Origin of the sequence: Deinococcus frigens DSM 12807 (genome assembly GCF_000701425.1) — a bacterium.
Classification (GTDB): Bacteria; Deinococcota; Deinococci; order Deinococcales; family Deinococcaceae; genus Deinococcus; species Deinococcus frigens.
On the sequence record NZ_JNIW01000108.1, the window covers coordinates 1 to 5,542 of the forward strand.

The following is a 5,542-nucleotide window of genomic DNA, read 5'->3' on the forward strand; positions in this document are numbered from 1 at the left end:
CGCATTCTGAAGGGGTACCGCAAGCGCTGGAAGATCGAATGCCTGTTCAGGGCGCTCAAAACGAAGGGCTTCCGGTTGGAAAACACCCACATGACGCTTCCCAATCATGTGACGCGGCTGCTCTGTTTATTGACCCTGGCGTATGTTCGGACCGTTCTGGTCGGCATCGACCAGGAGACGGCCCTTAAAAAACACGGACGGCGCGCATGGAGTGTCGTGACCCTGGGCCTCCGGTCGCTCGTCCGGGCGTATTCCCATCAGGCTGGGGCTTCGGTGGACGAACTGCTCCACCTCATTCGACTCTGGACGCCGCGCCAGACGACGGCTGTGGAAAGTGTCGGGTACTGAGCGACTTTACCAATGGAATCCGAGTCTCAGCTCACCCCTTTATTTGCCGCAGGCCGCTTCTTTTCGTTATGAAGGCAGCCGCGCTTTTGCAGTCCTGGCTCAGACTTCGCTCTATTACTCCGGTCCCCAGACGACTCTGGCTCGTTCAAGGGTATATGCGTATGCTAGGATATACGCATATGACCGTGGCAACCCGCGAAATGCAAATCACCGACATGCTGGAGGCGCTCACTGATCCGGTCCGCGTTGAACTGCTGCGGGTGCTGCGCGAGGGCCACGAGCATTGCCAGCACCTGCCCGATTACCTGGGCATCCATGTCAGTGACCTGACCAAAAGCATGAATCTGCCCCAGCCCACGGTGTCGCGTCACCTGGCACGTCTGCGACAGGTGGGCTTGGTCCGTGTCGAGCGGCGCGCACAGTGGATGTACTACACCCGCGATGAAGCCGTGATTGCCAGCCTCAAACAGCAATTCAACCAGCTCTAGTTTTTTTTGTTCAGATATATCTGTATATACAGATGGACAGATATAAAGGAGAATCCCATGACCATTCCCCCTTCCGTTTCTCAGCCCTGGTGGCAGACCGCCGTGGTGTATCAGGTCTACCCCCGTTCGTTTCAGGACTCTGGGGCTGACGGCGTGGGAGACCTTCCGGGGCTGACCCGTCGGCTGGACTATCTGGCCTGGTTGGGGGTGGACGCCCTCTGGATTTCTCCCTTCTATCCGTCGCCGATGGAGGATTTTGGGTACGACATCACCGACTACTGCGGCGTTGATCCGCTGTTCGGAACATTGGACGACTTCGATACTCTGGTGGCTCAGGCCCACGCCCTGGGGCTGCGGATCATCCTCGATTTCGTGCCGAACCACACCTCCTGGCAGCATCCCTGGTTTCAGGCGTCACGCTCGTCGCAGAACCATCCGCAACGTGACTGGTATCTCTGGCAAGACCCCGGCCCATCCGGCGGTCTCCCCAACAACTGGCGCAGCGTGACAGGCCGCTCAGCGTGGAGCCTGGACGCGGAGAGCGGCCAGTCTTACCTGCACTCCTTCCTGCCGCAGCAGCCCGATCTGAACTGGCGCAACCCGGCGGTCAGGACTGCGCTGTTTGACGCCATGCGCTTCTGGCTGGGCCGGGGCGTGGACGGGCTGCGCTGTTTGACGCCATGCGCTTCTGGCTGGGCCGGGGCGTGGACGGGCTGCGCGTGGATATGGTGGACTTCCTACTCAAGGACGAGCTGCTGCGCGATGAACCTGATGCCGAGTACGCCTTCACGCAGGCGCGTTTTCACCTGAACCGCCCCGAGACGCTGGATCTGCTGGTGGACTTGCGGGCCGTCACCGACGAGTTTTCAGACCGGGTGCTGATCGGCGAGATCGTGCCGCACCTGCCGGTGCAGCAGGTGTTGCCCTACTACGGCGAGGCCGGGGAACGCCTGCATCTGCCGTTCAACTTCGCCCTGCTGGACGCGGCCTGGACTGCCCAGAGCCTGCGGCAGATCATCGGGGAGTATGACGGCGCGCTGCCCCCAAGCGCCTGGCCCAATTACACCCTGGGCAACCACAATCAGCCGCGCCTGACCTCACGCTTTGGATCTGCGGGAGCGCGGCTGGCCGCGCTGCTGTTGCTCACCCTGCGCGGCACCCCGTTCCTGTATTACGGCGACGAGCTGGGCCTGCCTGATACCCCGGTGTCAGGTGAGCAGATGCAAGACCCCTGGGAACGGGTACAGCCCGGCGCGGACCGTGACCCGGAACGCGCCCCGATGCCCTGGGACAGCAGCCCAGGGGGTGGGTTCAGCGCCGCGCCGCCCTGGCTGCCGCTGGCCGATCAACACGGGGATTTGAGCGTTGAGACGCAGCGGCAACAGCCCGCATCGCTGCTGCACCTGTACCGGGAACTGCTAAGGCTGCGCCGGACCCACCCGGCACTGCTGTGGGGCGAGTTGCAGATGCTGGACGATGTTCCAGGGGATGTGCTGGCCTACACCCGCGCCGCCGACACCACGGTTCTCGTTGCCCTGAACTTCAGCGCGGAGAGCCAGCAGGTGCGCTTGCCTCCTGGCGGCTAGCGCTGTGTCCTGTCCACCACGGTCCTGTCCACCACGCTTGACGATCTACCCCATCCAGGTCAGACCTTGACCCTGCACCCCTTTGAGGGACGGTTGCTACGCCGCCAGGGGTGAGTTCAGACCGCCTGACTGCTTTTCAGAGAGGACGCCTGACTACCGGGGCCTTTCTGGGCCTGTGGCTGAGCGGCACGGTGGTGGCTGCGCCGGGCGCGCTGCTGCCGCAGTGGACGGCGACCTTCGGCGACGGTCTGAATCTGGGAGCGTTCTACGCCATGCAGTTCTTGGGCCTGCTGCTCGGCATTTTCTTGAGTTCACGTCAGCAGGTCAGACAACCGACGCTCGGGGTGGCCCTGGTCCTGATGCTGCTGGGTCTGGTGGCTGCCGTGGTGGTGCCAACAGTTGCGGTGGTCACGCTGACCTCCGTTCTCCTGGGGTTGGGCAAGGGAACCGTGGATGTGCAGGGCAACAGCCTGACCGGGGAGTTGCATCCGCAACGCCGGGTGGTGATGGTCAACTGGGCCAACGCGGCCTTAGGGATTGGGGCAGTCATGACACCGCTGCTGGCGAGCGTGTTGCCGTGGCAGGCGGTCTACCTGCTGATCGGCGCGGTGGCCCTGCTCACCGCGCTGCTGACGCTAGACGCGCCAGAAACCCAGACGGGTCCGGTGGTGGTAGCTGGCTCAAAAGCACTTGGTGCATCGACAGACTGGAAGCTGGCCGCGTTGCTGATGGCAGCCATCGCCTTTCATTCTGGACTGGAAGGCGCACTGGCGACCTGGAGCGGCACAGCCCTTCAGGAACGGGCCAGTCAGGGGGCGCTGCTGACCCTGTACTGGCTGGGTCTCACGTTTGGACGGCTGGCCCTGGCCCCCTGGGTGGCGCAGGCACCGGAAGCCAGACTCCGGGTGCTGGCGCTGGTTATCGCCCTGACGACGGCGCTGTACTTCGTCGGGCCGCTTTCGGTGGGCTGGCCCCTGTTGGGGGTTCTGCTCGGCCCAGTCTTCGGCACCCTGTTTGCCCTGGCGCAGGAACGCGCTGGATCAGCGTTGGTTGCGCCGGTGATGTATGCCGCCGCGCTGGGCGGCACGCTGCTGCCCGGCGTGCTGGGAGACGTGCCGCCCTGGGGTTTGCCTCTGGGCTTCGCGGTGTTCGCTCTGGCCCAGTGGTGGGCCGTGCACAGGGTGACGCGGCAGTTGGGCCAAGTTAGCGTGTCCCCTTGACCTTGCTGACTAGGGCTATCTGAGACTTGGAACCAAAACTTGCGCTGTGCTGGCCGAACACATCGGCGCTCCCCCGCTGTCTGTTAAGGACACGCCTTACGGATTTCACGCGGCCAAGAACCTGATCTACTGCGCCCACCGACTGTTGCAGATCGCCGAGGAGCAGCAGGCCAGTCTGGAATTCTTCGACGCGGTCTTGATCGACGAGGGCCAGGATCTGGTCAACGAGGAACCGGCTCTTCTCTACGAGGAGCGCCAAGCGTTCTACTGGCTGGCCCACCGCTCCCTGCGCCCGGTGCCTCAAGAGGTCTCTCTCTTCGAGGAACTGGACCTGAAAAAACCCGTCCTGCGCCGCCTGATCTGGGCTTGTGACGAGGCCCAGAGCCTGGACAGCATGATGATCCCCAACACCCGGACGGTGTTCGGCGATTCCTGGGCGGACGTCTTCGGGGCCGGAGCCACCTACCGGAGTGGCATTGGGAAGTCTGAGGTCATGCGGGTGTCGTACCGCACTCCAGGACCAGTGCTGGTGGCCGCGCACGCCCTGGGCATGGGCCTGCTGCGTAAGGGGGGAATGCTGTCCGGCCCCACCCAGCAAAAAGACTGGGACCGGCTGGGCTATGAGGTGACGGCTGGGGACTTCAGAGGCAAGGAACCGGTGACCATCCACCGCCCGGCCAGGAACAGCCCACATCCCCTGCCTGCATTGACCTCAGAACCGCTGGTTACGTTCGACACCTACGACAGCCGCGCCGAGGAAATCCGCGCGCTGACCGTGAACATCGCCCGTGATGTGCTCGAGGGTCTGCACCTGTCGCGCAACATCCTGGTGGTAACCGTTGGAGCCGGGGCCAGTGCCAACTCCATGATGCTGCGGGTTGGAGACGGCCTGAAGGTGGCGGGAATTGACTTCTACATTCCCTCTGCCGAGGGGAAGAATCTGCCCGCGGGCAAGAACCCCAACCACTTCTGGCTGGACGGGGCCGTAACCATCACCACCATCCACCGTGCCAAGGGCAATGAGGCCGATGTGGTGTACGTGGTGGGTCTGGATGAGGTTGCCCGGGCTGAGGGTGAGATCCAGGTTCGCAACCAGTTGTTCACCGCCATGAGCCGCAGCCGGGGCTGGCTGCACCTGTCGGGATCGCAGATGGCGGGCAGACCCTTTGAACGCGAGGTGCGCCAGGTGCTGGCCTCCCACCCCACGCTGACCTTCCGGCCCAGCCCACCGCGCAGGCGAACGGATGACGACGAGTAGGGATGGGGCTGGCCTGAGAACGGCACCCATACTCTGCGCCAGGAAATCAGCCCTATCAGTTTGAATCTGGCGGTAGTTCAACAGACCCCAATCCCATCTCTTCCAGTTCAAACAGTGGGGCCATCCCCCGCGAGCGTCGGCGCTCGATATGCTTCACCATGTGCGCGGCCTGACTGGGCAGTGCCAGCAAGTTCTCGGGCCGGAAGTCCTGCTTGTTCCCGTTCAGGTGATGCACCACTTCCCCTGGAAATAGCGCGCGGCCCAGGCGCTCGGCAGCCACCAAGCGGTGAACGTACACCTGTTTTTTCGGGTGTGTTGCCTTAACTTGACCCGTGGCAGACTGAGGGCAGGGGTGATCTGAACTTCAGGCCACCCCTACCGCGGCTATTGACCACGTCTGGAACGCTTGTCTCTGATTGCTTCGTCTGATCGAGGTAGAAACGCTGGTTCGGGCGTGATGGTGGATGTTCTCGATTCGGGCGTGCAACCTCAGAAATTCTTGCGCTCGTTTTTTTCGTTTGAATCCCTGTTGTTGTCGTTCCTGACGCCGTGTAGATCGGTGCGATTGCTCAATGACATTGTTGCAGCGAGCCGTGGAAATCACTTGCTGATGGTCGACCCCATGCAGGCTGGGAAGGTCAC

Annotated in this window: 7 protein-coding genes and 1 pseudogene; 6 read left to right on the top strand and 2 right to left on the bottom strand. The window is 63.0% G+C overall.

The annotated features are described in order from the left end of the window. From Q322_RS24920 to Q322_RS0119425, 6 genes are all read left to right on the top strand, one after another. Positions 1–348: transposase (locus Q322_RS24920; RefSeq protein WP_029479504.1), on the top strand; the 348-nt coding region annotated here is incomplete at its 5' end. A 179-nt stretch (positions 349–527) separates the two neighbouring features. Then, positions 528–836, top strand: coding sequence for an ArsR/SmtB family transcription factor (locus tag Q322_RS0119410; protein WP_051668792.1), 309 nt, complete (start codon positions 528–530; stop codon positions 834–836). Between the two features lie 57 nt (positions 837–893). Continuing rightward, complete coding sequence (locus tag Q322_RS24715) at positions 894–1,646, top strand: alpha-amylase family glycosyl hydrolase (RefSeq protein ID WP_281173668.1); 753 nt, start codon at positions 894–896, stop codon at positions 1,644–1,646. Then, positions 1,556–2,422 (top strand): alpha-amylase family glycosyl hydrolase, encoded by an 867-nt coding sequence (locus Q322_RS24870; RefSeq protein ID WP_281173669.1) that lies wholly within the window; start codon positions 1,556–1,558, stop codon positions 2,420–2,422. The genes Q322_RS24715 and Q322_RS24870 overlap by 91 nt, the downstream gene beginning before the upstream one ends. A 110-nt stretch (positions 2,423–2,532) precedes the next feature. Then, entirely contained in the window at positions 2,533–3,642 is a 1,110-nt protein-coding gene (locus Q322_RS0119420; RefSeq protein ID WP_051668793.1) for an MFS transporter, read from the top strand. 46 nt (positions 3,643–3,688) lie between these two features. Next, positions 3,689–4,900: a DEAD/DEAH box helicase gene (locus Q322_RS0119425; protein ID WP_051668794.1), complete on the top strand. Its 1,212-nt coding sequence runs from the start codon at positions 3,689–3,691 to the stop codon at positions 4,898–4,900. 55 nt (positions 4,901–4,955) lie between these two features. Here the strand turns inward: Q322_RS0119425 and Q322_RS0119430 are convergent, their stop codons facing one another. Together Q322_RS0119430 and Q322_RS25035 are read right to left on the bottom strand one after the other, a co-directional pair. After that, positions 4,956–5,198: an HNH endonuclease signature motif containing protein gene (locus Q322_RS0119430; protein ID WP_034419359.1), complete on the bottom strand. Its 243-nt coding sequence runs from the start codon at positions 5,196–5,198 to the stop codon at positions 4,956–4,958. A 66-nt stretch (positions 5,199–5,264) separates the two neighbouring features. Then, a pseudogene (locus Q322_RS25035) lies at positions 5,265–5,542 on the bottom strand (IS6 family transposase); the annotation flags it as partial.

Coding starts and splice junctions, on each gene's coding strand:
- Q322_RS0119410 (WP_051668792.1), top strand. CDS start 528: ATGACCGTGGCAACCCGCGAAATGCAAATCACCGACATGCTGGAGGCG.
- Q322_RS24715 (WP_281173668.1), top strand. CDS start 894: ATGACCATTCCCCCTTCCGTTTCTCAGCCCTGGTGGCAGACCGCCGTG.